Raw genomic sequence first — 14,957 nt, 5'->3', positions numbered from 1 at the left:
ATCGAACTGCGAGAACTCCCAATGGCAGATGAATACATGTTCGATTTTGGAAATGTACGTCGTTTTCCCCCTTTCTCGATGTTATTTCTTGCATCAATTTTTAGGACTTTTCGGGAAGCCAGACCTGACGCGCTGCGCAGGGCAAAGAACTACGAAAAACACGAATACGCTGCCCACCTCGGTTTTTTTCAATCCTTCGGCCTGGATCACGGCAAGTCTCCTGGTGCTGCAGCCGGGAGCGATCGATACATCCCGATTACCGAGTACTGTGTTGCCGAAATTGAGCGTGAAGCCTCCGACAGATTTTTAGAAACCGGTGATGTAATTGAAAGGAAAGCCTCCGAACTCGCCGAAATTCTCACGCAGCAGGAAGTTGGGCCTCTGCAGGATACTCTGACTTTTTCTATCCGAGAAATTATTCGCAATGTGGTAGAACACAGCGAATCTGATACGGTGTACGTCTGCGCTCAATACTGGCCCCAAAAGGAACAAGTTGAAGTTGGAATAGTGGATGATGGAATAGGTATCCATGCGGCACTAACACGGAACCCAGCTCATGAAGGCCTGACTGAAGACCAAGCGCTTGAGCTAGCATTAATGCCCGGCATTTCGGGGAATCCACTTGCTGGTAAAGGACGAAATATATGGAATAATTCTGGTTACGGACTCTACATGACCAGCCGGATATGCCGAAACGGTGGAAATTTTCTGATTTGCTCGGGTGGTCACGGGATTGACCTCACCGATGAAACTGGAAAACAAAAATTTAGAACTGACTTTCACGGGACAGCAATTCGTTTGTTCATCAACACCAAAAATATGACGAGTCTATCAGAGCGGCTTTCTGAGTTTACAGAGCAAGGGCGAAAAGCAGCTCGACTTTTGGATGGCGCAAACGAGAGCCGCGCTTCAAAAGCTTCGCAGATGCTGAGTCGTGACTTTCAAATCGAGTAAATTCACGTTTCTTCTGCTTCGTTTGGCGTTCGACCGGGCAGGATTCTTAGGCATTGTTGCAGAGAATGTTGCAAGCCAGGTCAGAAAAGAATTGAACACGTTGAACTTCAGATAGTTACATCGCCCCGAACAAATGATTGATTATCAATTAATCGATGCCAGCATGAATGAACTTGACCGCCTCGAAACCCGTTGCCGCCTTCTGACGTGTGTGACCCCAGCCCCGGGTATGCTGCGCGACCTGAGCAAACGCCCTAGCTCTGCATCGCCACATGACGCCTTCGAGCCCCGATCGACGATCTTCCACTAGTGTTGTTGAGGACCATCAATGTCTTAGCTTACTATCTAAGCAGATTTAGTAGAACAGAAGCGCTGATTCGAAATTGACTGGGCATAATCACTATCCTTGGTGTACCTGCGGTTGGTGCGTGGGCGGAGGAAATAGCGGAAGCCGTTCTCCTCCGATGCCAATGAAACCAGCGCGACCTGCGTACTCAGAAGAGGAGAAACACAAAGCCAGACAGGCACTGAATAGCTATGGAGCAAGTAGTTATTCTCGTTGTTTTGTCGATCCGAATGCCGTCTGCCCTGTTTGCGGGCAATCTGTATATTTTTACTCTAATGATTTCGGCAGTCGGGTGTTTTTTGATGAACTCGGCAAACCTTGGACAAAGCACCCATGCACCGACAATGGTCGCAGCAACTCCACAGCAGTCAAAGCGCGTCCGGTCAGTAGGCCTCTAATCGAAATCAACAAAATTCTGGATGCGGAGAAAAAGATTGATCAGAGAATTCTTCCAGCAAGTAAAAAGGCTCGAAAAAAATCATGGAAACTAGCTCTGGTGACCGAGGTCGATTTTTCTGATCTTTCGATGTCGGTTCTGATTGAAGACCTTTCAACCAAAAATCATCAGAAGCACCGGCTCCAGGTATACTGCGATCAGCAACTTCTAAATGCCGGGGATTTTGTAAGCTGGCGCGGAAATGTGTTCTCTTTTTTGAACCCAGGAACACTTGAAAGCATAGAAATTGTAAATGGCGAGATTTTGTTGAATCTCGATGAGGTCGAGGGCGGTATTGATCACAATGAGATCCCGCAGAAAATATCCGATATGGTCGCTACTGAAAAGCGTCACTTCTCATATGCGCTTACGTCAACCATCACCGTACAGGACGAATTGCGCCCGGTTCTCCAAGACTTCGCGAAGAAGGGAATTGTTGGTGCTAAGCTAGTTGCGCATTACCTAAACGCGACAGGACGTAAGACCGCCAACGGCTCACCTTGGACCCCGCGTCTCGCAGCTTTTCTGATTTTGCTTACTGGCGTGCCTCAAGAAAGGCCGCATGAGCGTCATAAATCGCGTTCCTCGCGAGATTTTGGGAAAAAGCAGCCTACAAAAAGGACCACGAAGGCAAAGAGGCTTAAATCGAAAAGGGTCTCGGTCAACGCGAAGCCGCTACAAAAAAATGACAAAACTCCTGCAAAGTTATCCAGCGATGTCGATGAGTGGGCAAAAATGCTTTCGCGCCTCGGCCGAGTTACTCGAAAGGGTCATGAGGAATAGGTAACCATCATCTCTTTCAAGAGATGCGCGGCTCCCATTCCAACTTGCTGAGAAGGGGGCGGTGTCAGATCACATCGAGACTAATTTAGTTTATTGATCCAGAGCCTGAACCGCAGCGCCGGTCACATCGCCAACAACGTCCTGTGGATTGCGACCATCGCCCAGGTGTCACGAGTGCAATAATCCACTAAATCCGCATAAACTCAGTCACGTTTCGAAGCTTCTGGATTGGTCAGTCTAACTTCTTTCCACAGACGGGATGCACTTGCACCTTCCTTGATGTCGAGATCGTCGTAAGCAAGTTCAGGAACCAGAGCAGGACTCTGCACGGCTCGGACTTACGTTTTCTTTCATAATAATCAAGGTTTCAATTCGTTTGCTGTCGCAGGTCGCTTCCAGAGTTCGATCTGTGTCTCGATGTGGGGCACCATCCAAGACACCTAAGCCAACTTTGGCCTCCGTAAGCCAAGAGTGCGGCTCCAGTGTTAGCTTTCTTTCGACAACAGTTCGGTTCGAGAAAGCGTTTTTGATGAACTCCCTTTTTTCGTCGCGCTTCAAGCTTTGGTAAAGCCCTGCAAGTGTTTTCATGAGTTCGATGAACTGCTTGGCGTTGGCTTTGATTTCTGCTGCATCAGGCAGTTTTTGAAGTTCCTCACGCAGTTGCGCTACCTTCAGCGAGGATTCTTTTCTCTTGGTCACGTAGGTTTCGTTGTCAAGCGTACCATCGATCAAGAGGTCCGCGGCTCGGCTTATGCTCTGTTCCAATAGACTGATACGCAATTCAATCGATCTGCGCAGGTCGTCACGGCCAGTTGGATCGGCATCGCTCAACCATTCTTTCTCCAATTTAGTTGCATTTTCCGGAGAAACCTGCAGCACCTTAAGCTTCTGATAGACTTCATCATCCAACACGTCTTCGCGGACGGTTTTAGTGGCACAATCGGGTCGCTGACATCGATAATAAACACGCCCTTTCTGCAACTCCGGCGACATCGGGGCGTTGCAGAGGCCGCATCGGAACAAGCCTTGAAAGAGATGGTTGTGTCTGGTGATCTTTGGACCGCATCGGCCTGTTTTGATGTCTTGAACCAGCTGATAGAGCGATGGCGTGATGAGAGGTTCATGAACACCTTTGAAGATCTCACCGGTGCGCTTGATTTCAATAATGCCGGTGTAAAAAGGATTCCTGAGGATGGTTTCGACGCCGCAAAGACTTAGCGGCCTTCCAGAGTGATTGAGAAGGCCGCGTCGTTGTACTTCAGCATGTATGCTGCGCAAAGAGTGCTGACCGGAGCCGTACAGTTCAAACATTTCTTTAATCAACGGAGCTTTCACTGGACACAAGGTCTTGGGTCGTCCCTTGCCGTTGTCTACGTATCCGATTGGCGCGCGAAATGGATATAAGCCTTGCTTCAGTCGGCCTCGTATACCTTTTTTGGTCTCTTCTCTTAGGTTACGAATGAAATCAGAGGCTATAACGGCCAACATGTCGGCAGTGAGACGCCCACCACGAGTGGTGAAATCCAAGCTTTCAGTAGCTACAAATACTTGAATACCTTGATCGGGCAGTTCAGAAACGATGGACCAATCTTTCAGGTTTCGAGCAGATCGGTCGATTTTGTGCATAATCAAGCCAGCTGCCTTCCCGCGTCGCAACAGCTTAAGCATTCGATTGAATTTAGGTCGTCCCGATTTGGCAGCGGTTTCCTTTTCCTCAAACCATTCAACTACATCGAGACCTTGGCCCTGCGCATAAGCGAGAATTGCATCCTTTTGTTCTTGAAGAGACACACCCTCGCCTTGCTTGAGTGTGCTCACTCGGATGTATCCGAAGCAAGATATCATACGTCATTAGAGATATCCCCGGATTCTATCACATCCTTGGGTTCTGTCGAATCCACATCTTCTTTCCATGGCCAGGAACGTTCGGCCAACATGCGTTGAAACACCCTTTGGCAGAGGTCCAGGTGGCGTTGTAAGTGTTCATCTTTATCCATGTTGGAAAGAATACTACGATAGGATTTGCCGCCAAGACACGCGTCCATGCTGCATAGCATATCGGGTGGGTCTTGCGTGATATGCGGGTTAGCGTAAGCTTGCTTGTGGAAAGCTCTAAGGCTCGTCGACTACCAGACCACCAGGCCGGTCTCGGGGATCGGAGGGGTTCCACCCCTCCGACGATCTGAAGATCACTTGAGGCCGACTCGGTGGATGACTTGGCATTGTATACGACGACCTTAGGCCGTGGAGCGTACTGAACGATGCTTGCTGCGTTCGTTCAGGTTACTAGCAAGAGCAATGCGGGCCGGGCCCACAGCGCTCTTAGTTCATTTGATCTTTATGCAAGACTTCTCACACTGCCTGTCCGAGGCCCGCAAGAAATCTGGGTTCAGCCAGGCAGATTGCGCCCATTTATTGGGCGTGTCGCAGAGCTATATTTCGCGCCTTGAGCTCGCTCACAGCGTCCCGAGCGTTGCCGACATCTCCGGTGTAGCCGTTCTCTTCGGACGAACGATGGAGATAATGCTTGAACCCCTGCTAAAGGAACAAGCCATGTCAATTCGCGCCAGGCTCTACGACCTGCCAGAGCCCAAAATCGGATGGCTCGGTCGTTTTACCCGGACCAACGCCCTGAACAAACTGGAGAACAGACTTGATCGGATAGCGCGTCACTATGATTCATGACCGCCGCATTCTGTCCATCGCCGTTGCTAGTGGGCGCGTCGGGCACGTCGTCCTGGAGGGTGCCAATGTAGTGCACCTCGGTATGTCCAAAAAGGCCAGCATGGGACCTGCCGAGGCCAGAGCGTTCACAGCGCAGGCTTTGGAGGATCGTCGACCTGATGTGGTAGTTACCGAAAAGGTGCTGAAGAAATCAAAGAAGGGTTCAAAGACGCGTTCGGTTATCAAAGCAATAACTGAAGTAGCTGACTGCGCTGATGTTCTCAATTTTGAGGTTTCACGCGGTCGTTCACATGACAGCCGCTTTGATGAGGCACGGGAATTGGCCGCACGGTACCCGAAGATGGAGCCGTATTTGCCTTCAGGGCGCAAGCCCTGGGAAGCGGAGCCTAAGACTCTCATCTACTTCGAAGCGCTGTCGCTGATTGAGTCTGCATTGGGCCGGATTTCAGCCCCCAACCAGTAGTACGCTAAATCCGCCTTTCGTCCTTCGTGGGGTGCGCCTGAGATGATCTCGGGCGGCCACCCCAACGGAGGAAAGTGCGAAATGACAGATATTCGTGAAGACAGCCATAAAAGCATCGGCGAAGTTCCGATCTGTGCAAAATGCGGATCTGAACGGGTTGTGACGGATGCCTGGGCTTGCTGGAACCGCTATAGTGGGTTGTGGGAGCTCGAATCCCATTTCGATGACGTACATTGCCATGCTTGCGAAGGCCCCACCAAACTTCAATGGATACGTCCTGATGATCCCCCCAACAATCGAGTACGAGCACTCAATGATGCGTTTCGTCAGCTTGGTTACGGTCGCGGTAGCGTGATGATCACGCAAGGCATCCGAGCGCTCGGGAAGGATTTCACCATGGAAGTCAGTCAAGCCGTCCGAGCCTTTGATAGCTTTACGGACGACAATGACCCTTGGGGCGAGCATGACTTTGGCGCGTTTGATATCCGCTCACACAAGGTCTTCTGGAAAATCGACGCCTATGATCTCGATCTCCAAAACGGCTCACCCAATCCAGCCAATCCGGCACAAACCCATCGGGTTTTAACTATCATGCTCAGCAGTGAATATTGAGCTTGAACCGCCTCCAATGTGGAGGCGGTTTTCTATGGAAGAGGTGATGTAGCTACTGAAAATGCCTGGGTGCGTTGACCGTCGAGCATGAGACGCAGATAGGCTCGGCGATTGGGTAGGTTGATAAGGTCAGAATTTGTCACGCGCTCCAGTTGCCGCTGAAATATTGGGGCATCGTTTGCGCCGACACGAAACGCCAGGAGACTACCCACATTACCAAGGATCGCATCAAAGACCTTTGCATCGACCTGGGCTACGTGCTGATGCGCCAGTGTTAATCCGAGACCGTATTTACGGGTTTCCGGCAACAAGTCGGCAATGGCGCCAGTTGTGAAGGAGTGAAACTCATCAACGTGCAGCATGAAAGGACGTCGATCACCCTCCTGCAAGCTCTGTCGCGAGAAAGCCGCATTGACGATGCTGCCGACAATCAATCCGCCGAGAACATTGGCGACATCGACACCCAACCGCCCCTTGCAAAGGTTGATAATGAGCACCTGACCTTCATCCATGATTTTGCGAAATCGCAGGGGCCTTTCGGGATGGCAAAGGGCTTGTCGCACGGTTGGATGGGCAAGAAACGCCCCCAATTTGTTGGCAATGGGAGCCACGCCGTCAAGAGCGTTTTTATAGTTCATGTTGTCAAACTCTGCTGCCCAAAAATGCCGCACCTGAGAGTCGCTTACTTGTTGCATCATCTGGCTCCGAAGAGCCTTATCGAGAAAAAGCGGCATGACATCGCGGAAGTCGGCTTGCGGCTGATCCAGCAAGGTGAGCAAGGCGTGACGAAATAGATGTTCCATGCGCACACCCCAAGCATCTGCCCATTGTTTTTTGAAGGCATCAATCAGCCCTGACGCAACCAAGGGACGATACTCAGCAGGTACCCGTGTTAGAGGGTTGTACCCATACGGGTTGGTCGGATCAGCGGGCGTCCAAACAATGGCCCTCTCTGGCAACCGTTTTGCCAAAGCTTCCGCCAAGTCGCCGTGTGGGTCGATCAGACAAAACCCGAATCCTCTTTGAGCATCTTGCAGCGCTAGATTCCCGAGCAAAGTCGATTTGCCCGTGCCCGTTTGACCAACGACGTGCAGATGCATTAGCCGGTCTTTGAGTTGGATTCTAAAGGGTATTCCGCCGTTGCGGTTTAAGGCCAAACCCAAGACACAGCCTTTCTCGGCAACATTTATCATATTGATATTGTGTAGAAAGTGCCCGTTTTGTTCCAGACCCACTATCGGCCAGAGCACAACAGAACTCGTTTCTCTCTCACGGCGAACATCCAAGGCGACGGCAACTTCCAGAATAGTCAACGAAATCTATGAGTTCGGCTGCGTTCCTCAAAGTAAAGGAATGCTCTATGTGTTGTGGTTGATACCGGGTAATCCTGACTTCCGTCAGCCATTGATCGTCTTGGCACTCAATTTCGCTCTCGAGATCAAACAATCACGTATTGGCCAGCTAGCTACCGGGTCTTTCGATTTCGGGATGTCACGGAGGCCAGATAGTTCGAGTCGGACGGCATCACTCTACTGAGCCCGCGAAGATGAAATGGTGGTTTCACAAATTGACTACGCTGCGATGGATACATCCGCTGACCGAGTATACGCCCACGCTGTCCGCTTTGACACCGCATGCTCGTCAGTGGGGGACGCGAACTCGACAGGTAGACAGAGAATATCGCTTGCTCCAATATGCAACATCGAAAGATCTAACAATGCCAAGGAGGAGTTCGTGACCTTTCTGGTTATGCTCTGTTTTGCAATTGGCCTGGCATTAATTGGCCTTGGTTTCATGGCGTATCAGGCAAAAAACATGATCGCCCCGGTATTGGCAGCTATTGGCTTAGTGCTGATTTGGATGGGTTCAACGGGCGCGCCACTCGATGTGTTTCACGACAGCGAAGAGCGCGAATTTCGTGCAAAAATGCGGTCATTCGACCCGATTGAGGACCACAGGATTGGTTTTGCCTATGTAGGCGCAGACTACCCAGATCCTTTCAATCGAGCCGGAGAGCCTAATTTCTGGTTCATCATGCACCCAAAACGGGAAATACACGCCCGTGCTGAACAGCAATTCTGGGACTGTGAGCGTCGATTCAAAAAAGAAGTAGCAGGTTATACCATCTGCGATCATGAAAAAGGTATGATCATCCTTGGAACAAGAATCGTACTTGATCACTTTAATCGTGTCAGCAACTGGTGCGAACCAGGCTGTAAAACAATTGCCGGGAAGATTCAGCGCAACGGCACCTTAAAAAACGAACCAGTGGTCTGGGATTTCCCACCAGAGGCTATGCGGGATTGTTGGGGCGTTCGCGCTCTAACAGACAATTTGATCGTCGAAATCCGTTACAACGGCAAGTGGCGCGTTTTTGATGAAGCCACAGCTCCTCACCTCGGAAACAAGAATTGGGTGGAGATCACAGGAATGCATGTATCAAATTATCACCCATTGCCCGGCTTGTATGTCCTGGACAGACAGCGCAAACCGTATCTACATAATAACTCTCGCGATAGGGCATGGCTTTGTTGGGCATAGAAAACGCTCGGGGCAAATTAGCGCTCGTCTTTCGTCAGATTTGCCAAATCCAGCGCCTTCCCAGGTCTCTGATGTCGACAGTGTTGTGACACCCGACCGACCCTTTCTGCTCACAAGAATGATCAGCTGATCATTTATCAACTGGCCGAGGTCTTCAAACGACTCCGTTTCGGAGGAACGATTTGGATTATTGCGCATTTTGAGGAAGGCAAGTCTCTGTTTGATCAGGTAGGGGGATGGTGCTCACTGAGAACCCCTTGCAATGCATTTGTCTCCGTATAACTCGCTGTCGCAGAAATCCGACGGGTCAGTAGTGATCAAAATAGAAGCTCAAGTTGATGTCAAGGAGAGCGTGAAACGGTTCTCAACGTAGGTGTTCAGTCCCGGCATCTGATGGATCGGGTCTAGGAAGAAGCGATCCAGCTCTTATGACCGACTTTGCTATCCGATATCGGATGCGCCGACCAATAAGCGTCATCGGCGGCGCAGTGACATCAGGAGTCCTTCAAACCGCGAACGAACGCCATCGCTCGATCCAAATCCATGGTTCTGAAAACTTCGACGCCCTCTTCGTTCAAGAAACGATAGTTCGTCACATGACCGTCTCGGAGGCTCTCGTTCAACAACTCCAAACCGCACGTTTCCAAAGGCCCGGAAACGCCATACAACAGGTTGCCTCTGTTAAAAAAAGCATTTGCAGCAAGGCTTCTTCCAGAGCTAATGCGGCACGCCTCTGCGACCGCACCAGGATCAATCAGCGCATCCGGATCATCCGGATCCTTGATCTCCTCCGGCAATGGTTTCCAAAAAAGCCCAACCTCCGGAGGGCTTCCCTTTTCAAAGCCACTTGAAAAGCTCCTCTCACCAAAACTCGGGCATTTCACGTCCACACCGAATGAAATAATAAAATCACTGTCATAGATGATATCATAGGTGTCGATTTTTACGGCTTCACCGGGCTTGACTTCCCTGTACTCAACGCTGTCGGGGCCTTGAGGCATTGGAATGATGTCATCGTCACTGGTTGCGAAACCGCCGCTGGAGGGGCGAACATAGTCTAGTGTCTCATCTGAATTGTTTACGAACCAGATGTCATTTTCATAATCTTCGCCGCCCCAGGATGTGAGATAGAAAATTCTGTCCGAGTCAGCAATTTTGTCAGGAAACCTACGTTTCATTTCCATTTTAATATTCCCTTTTTTTTGGTTTTTATCATTTATCTTTCCGCAGATATAAATATCCGAAGACATACCCGGGGCTCCCTTTGAGCCTCAACATTTCCTCGTACGCGTCGTCGATCGGCAACGGGTCCGTAATGATTAGTGGAGGGTCTGGGTCGTCCCAACTGAAAGTATCCTGGTAGACAACGACCCACCTGGCATCGCGCTTTTCCTGTTCGTAGCGACGTTTTCTTCCTTTGCTCATTTGGTCCTTTTATCAGGTTCAATCAACGACACGGCTAGACGCGGCCCTCGGGAACACGACGATCAGGAAGACCGGTGCCCGCAGGTCGGATCTTAGACCCGAGACCTGAACCAACGCCTGTCGTGACGCTAGATTTTGTTTGGAGATTGATTTCCGACTGCGGCTCGTTTTATGACGCCTTTACCCGGAACAAGTAGATTATAGACAGTGCATGCGTCAGAAGCGGTCGCATGCCTGCTTTCTGTGATAGGTGGCTCCCAATTGCGCTCGAAAGCCCACGGGCAAGTTTCAATGGTTCAGTTGGAAAATCCAAACAGATGGCTTTGTGGGCCTCGATCCTTAGAGAACCCTGCATCTTGTAATGACCGACGAAGACCGGCGGTGCGTAATTGGGATATGTGCTAGCTTCAGGCAATCGAGAGGATCTTCTCTACCCCCCCAGCTAAAGCCACTCCAACACGCTTTGCGCGGGAGAATTCGGCAACGGCTTGACCAGATCGGTCAAATTCAACGCAGCTTGATGGCGTGTAGTTGATCCAGAACCCAAGAACCTTCCCAAAGAAGGGCGCAATTTCTGGAAGATCACGCAAGACTTGCGAAACGTAGGTCACAGGAGCGGAGTCCCTCTCAAATTCCACGACCAACCACCTTTGTGGTCCGCCGGTTAAGGCGCACATGGTTATTTGCGACGGTCTCGTGCGATCTGTTTTTAAGACTGCATGGGGTTCAAAACTGGCTGCATACTTTTCGTCTTCCCATAGCTGCGCCGTGACCCATGTTTCCGAAATGGCTTTTTGCACTGTTGAAACATCAACTTTGAGCGCCTCGGCGAGCTGATTTTCAAGATGCTTGAGTCCACGAAGCCCTTTCGCCTTTCGGAATTGCAGCAAGCGTTCGCGACCCTTCGAGAAGTTTCGGTAGCCGAGATCCGCCAGAAAGGTCTTCTCCGACAGGCCCAGTTCTATAATGCGCCCCTCAATTAGACGTGAAAGTGGTGTGGTTTTGCCCGGATTTGGCAGTGGTTTCATGTTCAGATTCCTTTGATGATTTCCCTTCTCGTTCTCTTGCAACGCTCGATCAAATCAACACGATCCCTGCTGCCGATAGCACCGGCTCCCCTTCCCAGCGGTAGGCGCAAGCGTGGGCCGGGTAATCTAGGCAAATGACATTCGGGGCATCGGGTACCAGCGGCAGTCCAGTGCGCTTGTAGTGTCCGAAGAAGACGGGGGGTGCATCCGGAGCGTAGAATGCGCAGTCCAGCTTTCCTTCAATAGAGCTGTCTGGGAGTTCCAATGGATTTGGAACCGATAGAGTTGCGTCGCGCCAATTAGCGCCAGCGGGATCGGCCCACCACTTGATGCGCGCCTTTTCACGCCACGTCCGCCGATAATCGTGAAACCCGCAGCCGGAAGGCAGAGTCGCCTCTGGCCCTTTTACCAGATTGACAACCGCTTGCGCAAAGTCGGTGCGTTCGAATGCAACCTCCTGCAAATCCTCAGCCTTCAGTCTCCCGTCCGACCAACGTTTCTCGACCAGATCTACATGCCGAGCGTCCCAGCAGGCGTGAACGAGGCGAAGCCCCTCTAGCTCCAGAAAAAGCGGTAATGTCAGAAACCAATTCATCACGTCCTGAGCCTCAGCGCTTCCCACTGGATACTCATCGAGAAAGCTTTGATGCTGGCCTCTATTCTTGTCATCGTGCGCTCGCATGAAGCCATCATCTGTGTTTAGCCAGTTCTTTCCCGGCGTGTGGTAGTGCAAAGCGTTGAGTTCATGATTGCCCATGACAGCGATTGCATTTCCGGCCTTAACCATCGTGCGGACCTGCTCGATGACCTTCCGGTTGTCCCGCCCAGTGTCGATAAAATCGCCCAAAAATGCCGCGATCCGGCGCTCAGGATGTTGCCAGATGCCGTCGACTAGTTGGTAGCCGAGCTTCTCAAGCGTTTTGCTCAGCCTCGCAGCGTCGGCGTGGATGTCGGGAATAATGTCGTAATATGTAATTGTTGTCTCCTTTTCGGGTTCTCAGTTAACAGTGCCGGGAATGAAAATGCGTTACATCAGGTGAATGAGCAGTCTTAGCCGCGCCGATGATCAGGCCGTAATCTCTGAACTCATTGCGCACCTGGTGCCAACGTCAAAGGCTTCGGAACTTCACCTTTGCAGCATTTGTCCACCATCCATCGAGGACACATATAACATTAGAATGCGTCAAAACCGGTCATATGCCGCTGAATATTTTCTTAAAAGATTCAGTTCCGAATGGCAATTTACGACCCGTAGGAAGCGGGACCCAATCCGCCGACTTAGGCCTCGGGGCTTGGCACTTTGAAATCAAATTTCGCGGCGAGGATCGTCACCAGTTCGGACATATGATCGAAACGATGAGAACCGCCCTCAAACGTCGTTACAAGGAGCCTTTTAGCAACCATGGCCAAAGTGTCCCGCGCATCGATCACCTCATCTCCCAGATCAAGGACAATTTCACCAGGTCCATCAAGTCGGAACTGCAGTTCTTCATACGCTTGAACGACGTCGTTCTTTAGGTCGTAGGGCGTCCCAAAATGGGTCTGCCCTCGCCCAAGATATTTTTGCAGTGAGGTTGCAGGCGACACAGCTGGATTGATTGCGATGAACGGCAAGTTGAAGGCACTGCCTAGCCAGGCTGCAAAGAACCCACCCATACTTGTTCCAATGAGCAGCGTTCTAGTTGATCCGCTTAACTCTGCTGCGAACGCCTCAAAGACTTTTTCTGGCGGAGACGTATAATCGACCGTGACGCCCTGAACCTGAGCAAGCATTGATAATGCCTGAACCTTATCCTTTTGGGGATCAAAGTTTGATGCGAATCCATGACAGTACATGATCCGATCTACTGCACGCCTATCGGTTTTGCTCATGTTTGGTGGCTCCTCATTTGTCAAAAGTCGAATTTCCATTTTAATTCGAACCACCATTCAGGTTCCCGGATAAGCATTCCAAAGTTCTTCAGCGCTGCCACTCTCATGCTCGAGGCAAAGGTAGTCGTGTACCAAATGCGTGATGATGTCCGCGCCTTCTATAGCGCTTGCCCACGGATGTTTAAGCGCCGCCGCAGGATCGATGAGACCGAGCATGTTTCCAGCGATTGCACCTGTAGAGTCGCTATCTCCTCCATGCAAAACAGCGATCTGGAGGCCCTCATCGAAAGATTTGCCGGCAAGACATGCATAGAGCGCAATTGCCAGCGCCTCCTCGGCAACCCAGCCGCCACCGAGTGACTCGACGCTTTCAGCCCTTCCATCCCGGGGGGCCTCAAGAGCATTTCGTATCGCCTGAACGGTCTCTTCCCCATCTTTCATGTGGGCATAGGTGTCAGCGATTTGTGTTGCACTCTCTTCAAGGTCTGCGCCCATCGACACGTCAGCCAACATCTCAGCCCAAGCCGCCGCAGCGATCTGTCCTGTGGGATGTCCGTGGGTTAGAGCAGAAGTTTCCAACGCTATCGATTGCACCCGGTCACGAGAAACCATCAAAGCAACCGGCGCCACCCGCATGATCGTACCACAGCCTTTACTGTTGTTCTCTGCAGGAACTCCAAAGTGCGCGCTCTGCTCAAGGGCCGACATGCAGGTGAGGCCCGGGGCCCGGCGTGCCCAAAGGCGACGATCCGTAATCAGGCCAACATCATCCGTTTCGACACGCGGCTTGCCACCTTGAGTCCGTAGCCAGCGTAGAAGGGCGTGATGCACAACAGATGGTGGGTGGCTGATGCCTTTGAGTGCGCCGCGAACATAAGCTCGAATAATGCCTTCAGCTGTGAACAGGGTCATCTGTGTGTCATCAGTGATCGCGCCCCGCAGTCCCTGATGGGGCGGCAAGTCCGTAATCCCTTCTGGGAAACGCCGACGGATCTGATCCAGCGACAGAAACTCGATGTCCGCGCCCAAACTGTCGCCGATGGCCCCTCCGATCAGGCTGGCATGAAGGCGAATGCCGGGCAGGTCGTGATGGCGCGCATGCTTTATGAGCCAGCTCGCTTGTTCAGAGGTCTCTATCGCGCCAGGCCGCACAGACCGTATGTCACTGATGGCATCGTGCGCAGATCGACCTCGCTCAACGAGCATCAATGCTGAAATCGTGCCTGCCCGACCCAGACCACCTCGACAATGGACGACCACTCGGCCGCCGTGTTCCATGATTTGATGCAGTTTTGGCGACACCGCTCGCCATTGCTCCATCGCTTCCGGCGTCGGTACATCCACATCCCTGATAGGGAACTGAAACCATTCGATGCCACGAGCTTTGAGTGCATCGCCAATATTTGTCACCGAAAGCATCTCGAATTCATGATCCTCAAGAAGGGTCAGGACGGCGCTGGCACCCCAAGCCTTGATCGCGTCGATGTCGAGTTCGAGATCTCGATCCCAAGCTGCGCCATAAACGCTGTCGCCCTTCTTCCCAGGGCAAAAAGTGATGCCTAGCTGTCCGTTTGCAAGCGGCAGAGCATCAATGCGGAGGGGGTGGGTATGACTGGTTCGAACCAAACGGGTCTCCTTTTCTCTTCGATTCGTGATCACTATAGAATTTTCACACGTCACTTTCGGACGCACCCGTTCTGAGTATGGGTTGTAACACGCGATGGTTTAGAGCAAGCTTTGTCTCAAACAGGGGCTGCGATCCACGCATCGCTTAGAAGGTCAGGATAGTGATGGGACTTGAAAAGTACCGCA

General features: G+C 51.4%; 14 protein-coding genes. 6 read left to right on the top strand and 8 right to left on the bottom strand.

What is annotated here, in order from left to right; translation table 11 throughout:
- Positions 1 to 21: 21 nt before the first annotated feature.
- Positions 22 to 954, top strand: a complete 933-nt coding sequence (locus tag GV827_RS17615; RefSeq protein WP_164355132.1) for an ATP-binding protein — start codon at positions 22 to 24, stop codon at positions 952 to 954.
- Positions 955 to 1,424: 470 nt separating this feature from the next.
- Complete coding sequence (locus GV827_RS17610; RefSeq protein ID WP_164355131.1) at positions 1,425 to 2,519, top strand: hypothetical protein; 1,095 nt, start codon at positions 1,425 to 1,427, stop codon at positions 2,517 to 2,519.
- Between the two features lie 303 nt (positions 2,520 to 2,822).
- Here the strand turns inward: GV827_RS17610 and GV827_RS17605 are convergent, their stop codons facing one another.
- Both GV827_RS17605 and GV827_RS17600 read right to left on the bottom strand, forming a co-directional pair.
- Positions 2,823 to 4,364 carry a recombinase family protein gene (locus tag GV827_RS17605; protein WP_235930422.1) on the bottom strand — a complete coding sequence of 514 codons (1,542 nt, stop codon included), beginning with the start codon at positions 4,362 to 4,364 and terminating at the stop codon, positions 2,823 to 2,825.
- Complete coding sequence (locus GV827_RS17600; RefSeq protein ID WP_164355129.1) at positions 4,361 to 4,516, bottom strand: hypothetical protein; 156 nt, start codon at positions 4,514 to 4,516, stop codon at positions 4,361 to 4,363. The genes GV827_RS17605 and GV827_RS17600 overlap by 4 nt, the downstream gene beginning before the upstream one ends.
- A gap of 343 nt (positions 4,517 to 4,859) precedes the next feature.
- On the opposite strand from GV827_RS17600, the gene GV827_RS17595 reads away from it, so the two are divergent.
- From GV827_RS17595 to GV827_RS17585, 3 genes are all read left to right on the top strand, one after another.
- Complete coding sequence (locus GV827_RS17595) at positions 4,860 to 5,204, top strand: helix-turn-helix domain-containing protein (protein WP_164355128.1); 345 nt, start codon at positions 4,860 to 4,862, stop codon at positions 5,202 to 5,204.
- Positions 5,194 to 5,667 carry a hypothetical protein gene (locus GV827_RS17590; RefSeq protein ID WP_164355127.1) on the top strand — a complete coding sequence of 158 codons (474 nt, stop codon included), beginning with the start codon at positions 5,194 to 5,196 and terminating at the stop codon, positions 5,665 to 5,667. Before GV827_RS17595 ends, GV827_RS17590 begins: the two co-directional genes overlap by 11 nt.
- A gap of 81 nt (positions 5,668 to 5,748) precedes the next feature.
- A complete protein-coding gene (locus GV827_RS17585) occupies positions 5,749 to 6,279 on the top strand; it encodes a DUF3768 domain-containing protein (RefSeq protein ID WP_164355125.1) in 531 nt (176 codons plus the stop codon).
- Positions 6,280 to 6,311: 32 nt separating this feature from the next.
- On the opposite strand, the gene GV827_RS17580 is transcribed toward GV827_RS17585, so the two are convergent.
- Entirely contained in the window at positions 6,312 to 7,592 is a 1,281-nt protein-coding gene (locus GV827_RS17580; protein WP_235930421.1) for a type IV secretory system conjugative DNA transfer family protein, read from the bottom strand.
- A gap of 421 nt (positions 7,593 to 8,013) precedes the next feature.
- Here GV827_RS17580 and GV827_RS17575 point away from each other — a divergent pair, with 421 nt between their 5' ends.
- Positions 8,014 to 8,820: a hypothetical protein gene (locus GV827_RS17575; protein ID WP_164355124.1), complete on the top strand. Its 807-nt coding sequence runs from the start codon at positions 8,014 to 8,016 to the stop codon at positions 8,818 to 8,820.
- A 494-nt stretch (positions 8,821 to 9,314) separates the two neighbouring features.
- Here the strand turns inward: GV827_RS17575 and GV827_RS17570 are convergent, their stop codons facing one another.
- The 5 genes from GV827_RS17570 to GV827_RS17550 form a co-directional block, all read right to left on the bottom strand.
- Positions 9,315 to 10,070 (bottom strand): hypothetical protein, encoded by a 756-nt coding sequence (locus GV827_RS17570; protein ID WP_164355123.1) that lies wholly within the window; start codon positions 10,068 to 10,070, stop codon positions 9,315 to 9,317.
- Between the two features lie 582 nt (positions 10,071 to 10,652).
- A complete protein-coding gene (locus tag GV827_RS17565; RefSeq protein WP_164355122.1) occupies positions 10,653 to 11,273 on the bottom strand; it encodes a hypothetical protein in 621 nt (206 codons plus the stop codon).
- A 49-nt stretch (positions 11,274 to 11,322) separates the two neighbouring features.
- Positions 11,323 to 12,222, bottom strand: coding sequence for a metallophosphoesterase (locus GV827_RS17560; protein WP_328823182.1), 900 nt, complete (start codon positions 12,220 to 12,222; stop codon positions 11,323 to 11,325).
- A 329-nt stretch (positions 12,223 to 12,551) separates the two neighbouring features.
- On the bottom strand, positions 12,552 to 13,145 hold the full coding sequence (locus GV827_RS17555; protein ID WP_164355121.1) for a YqiA/YcfP family alpha/beta fold hydrolase: 594 nt from the start codon (positions 13,143 to 13,145) through the stop codon (positions 12,552 to 12,554).
- A gap of 57 nt (positions 13,146 to 13,202) precedes the next feature.
- Positions 13,203 to 14,771 (bottom strand): ADP-ribosylglycohydrolase family protein, encoded by a 1,569-nt coding sequence (locus GV827_RS17550; protein WP_164355120.1) that lies wholly within the window; start codon positions 14,769 to 14,771, stop codon positions 13,203 to 13,205.
- Between the last annotated feature and the right edge of the window lie 186 nt (positions 14,772 to 14,957).

The sequence above is a fragment of the Sulfitobacter sediminilitoris genome, from assembly GCF_010667575.1.
GTDB classification, from domain to species: Bacteria; Pseudomonadota; Alphaproteobacteria; order Rhodobacterales; family Rhodobacteraceae; genus Sulfitobacter; species Sulfitobacter sediminilitoris.
The sequence above is the reverse complement of the archived record's forward strand: the minus strand, read 5'-3'. Positions and strand labels throughout refer to the sequence as shown.

Coding starts and splice junctions, on each gene's coding strand:
- GV827_RS17555 (WP_164355121.1), bottom strand. CDS start 13,145: ATGAGCAAAACCGATAGGCGTGCAGTAGATCGGATCATGTACTGTCAT.
- GV827_RS17615 (WP_164355132.1), top strand. CDS start 22: ATGGCAGATGAATACATGTTCGATTTTGGAAATGTACGTCGTTTTCCC.
- GV827_RS17595 (WP_164355128.1), top strand. CDS start 4,860: ATGCAAGACTTCTCACACTGCCTGTCCGAGGCCCGCAAGAAATCTGGG.
- GV827_RS17610 (WP_164355131.1), top strand. CDS start 1,425: ATGAAACCAGCGCGACCTGCGTACTCAGAAGAGGAGAAACACAAAGCC.
- GV827_RS17600 (WP_164355129.1), bottom strand. CDS start 4,516: ATGGATAAAGATGAACACTTACAACGCCACCTGGACCTCTGCCAAAGG.
- GV827_RS17570 (WP_164355123.1), bottom strand. CDS start 10,070: ATGTCTTCGGATATTTATATCTGCGGAAAGATAAATGATAAAAACCAA.
- GV827_RS17585 (WP_164355125.1), top strand. CDS start 5,749: ATGACAGATATTCGTGAAGACAGCCATAAAAGCATCGGCGAAGTTCCG.
- GV827_RS17605 (WP_235930422.1), bottom strand. CDS start 4,364: ATGATATCTTGCTTCGGATACATCCGAGTGAGCACACTCAAGCAAGGC.
- GV827_RS17590 (WP_164355127.1), top strand. CDS start 5,194: ATGATTCATGACCGCCGCATTCTGTCCATCGCCGTTGCTAGTGGGCGC.
- GV827_RS17565 (WP_164355122.1), bottom strand. CDS start 11,273: ATGAAACCACTGCCAAATCCGGGCAAAACCACACCACTTTCACGTCTA.